The following is a 1,513-nucleotide window of genomic DNA, read 5'->3' as shown; positions in this document are numbered from 1 at the left end:
TTTTTTTTGGTTTTTGTTTTTCTGTGGTGTCCTCTCCCGTTTGGCCGGGGGGGGGTGTTGGCTCCGCCGCCGCGGCCGCTCCACGGGTGCCCGTGGAGCGGCGTCGGCGCATGCTCTGTGCGATGGTCTGGCCCGAACCGTCTCCCCGAGTGGACGGCGCCGGGCGGCTCGGTATGAGCCCCTCGCCCTAGCTCTCCGCCAGGATGTGCGAGAGCTCTTGGTCGAGATCGAAATGCCGGTGTTCCGTGCCCGGAGGCACGGCTGCGTCCGTTCGCTTCAGGAAGGACTCCAGGGCCCGCGCCGGGGCCTCGAGCAGGGCCTCGCCCTCGGGGGAGCTCAGGGCGATGCAGACGACGCCCTGACCGTGACTGCGCGACGGCCAGACACGGACGTCGCCGGTGCCCGTGGGCCGGTGCAGGCCCTCGGCGAGGAGGTCGCGGGCGAACACCCACTCGACGGTTTCCTCGGCTCCGGTGTGGAAGGTGGCGTGCACGGCGTAGGGGTCGGCCGTGTCGTACCGCAGGCCTGCGGGGACAGGCAGGGAGGACTCGCTCGACACAACGAGGCGCAGGTGCAGCTCGCAGCTGACCGTGGTGTTCATAAGCGCCAGGGCCTTTCGCTCAGTGTGCGCTCGGGGATTCGCACGTCGGCGAAATCGACATGCCACCTACGGTGCCGTTGTAAACCCCTCTGCGTGTTTTGCGTGCCTTTACGTAACTCATCCGGCCGACAGCTCGTTCGCGAAGTACCACCATTCCGGTGACTGGAATCTCTCGGGTAGGGTCTGGCGGTATGAACACGGGGAGTAACGAGCCGGGTGAGGCCGTCGCGGCCGCGGACGGCACGCCGCCGGAGGGTGCGGCGGACGACCAGCACGGGCAGGGACTCGGCTCCCGGGCGCCGGAATTCGTCAAGGCGCGCCGGATGCTGCACCTGAGCTGGCAGGTCGGTGTCTTCGTGCTCGGCCTCGCCGTGGTCGGCGCCGGCATCGTCATGCTTCCGCTGCCCGGACCGGGCTGGGTCGTGATCTTCGGCGGCATGGCGATCTGGGCGACCGAGTTCGTCTGGGCCCAGTTGGTTCTCCGTTGGACGAAGCGCAAGGTCACCGAGGCGGCACAGCGCGCGCTCGATCCGCGGGTGCGGCGCCGCAACATCATCCTGACGTCGGTCGGACTGGTGATCATCGGCGCGCTGGTGGGCTTCTACCTGTACAGGTTCGGTCTGACCATGCCCTGGAAGATCAAGGATCAGTGACACTCGGCGGCTCGCGGGCGGCGCGGGTCGTGCGTCCACCGGCCGGGGAAGCCGTGGGAGCCGGGTCCCGGCACCGCTGAACCACCGGTTGTGCCTGGTCACGGCCACCCCCTGACATGGGGTAATGTTCTTCCTGCGTCCGGGCGATTAGCTCAGTGGGAGAGCGCTTCGTTCACACCGAAGAGGTCACTGGTTCGAACCCAGTATCGCCCACCGGAACGTCGGCCCCGCTGGGGAAACCCCCCACGGGGCCGAGTCG

Annotated in this window: 2 protein-coding genes and 1 tRNA gene; 2 read left to right on the top strand and 1 reads right to left on the bottom strand. The window is 68.1% G+C overall.

All coding sequences use genetic code 11. The features are described 5' to 3' along the window. Nucleotides 1-187: 187 nt before the first annotated feature. Nucleotides 188-601 carry an SsgA family sporulation/cell division regulator gene (locus ABT300_RS43935; RefSeq protein WP_004002642.1) on the bottom strand — a complete coding sequence of 138 codons (414 nt, stop codon included), beginning with the start codon at nt 599-601 and terminating at the stop codon, nt 188-190. A 191-nt stretch (nt 602-792) separates the two neighbouring features. On the opposite strand from ABT300_RS43935, the gene ABT300_RS43930 reads away from it, so the two are divergent. Both ABT300_RS43930 and ABT300_RS43925 read left to right on the top strand, forming a co-directional pair. Continuing rightward, complete coding sequence (locus ABT300_RS43930; RefSeq protein WP_351688755.1) at nt 793-1,254, top strand: TIGR02611 family protein; 462 nt, start codon at nt 793-795, stop codon at nt 1,252-1,254. Nucleotides 1,255-1,395: 141 nt separating this feature from the next. Further along, nucleotides 1,396-1,467 (top strand) — tRNA-Val (locus ABT300_RS43925). Nucleotides 1,468-1,513 lie beyond the last annotated feature (46 nt).

This window comes from Streptomyces sp. NPDC001027 (assembly GCF_040299045.1).
Lineage (GTDB): Bacteria > Actinomycetota > Actinomycetes > Streptomycetales > Streptomycetaceae > Streptomyces.
The sequence above is the reverse complement of the archived record's forward strand: the minus strand, read 5'-3'. Positions and strand labels throughout refer to the sequence as shown.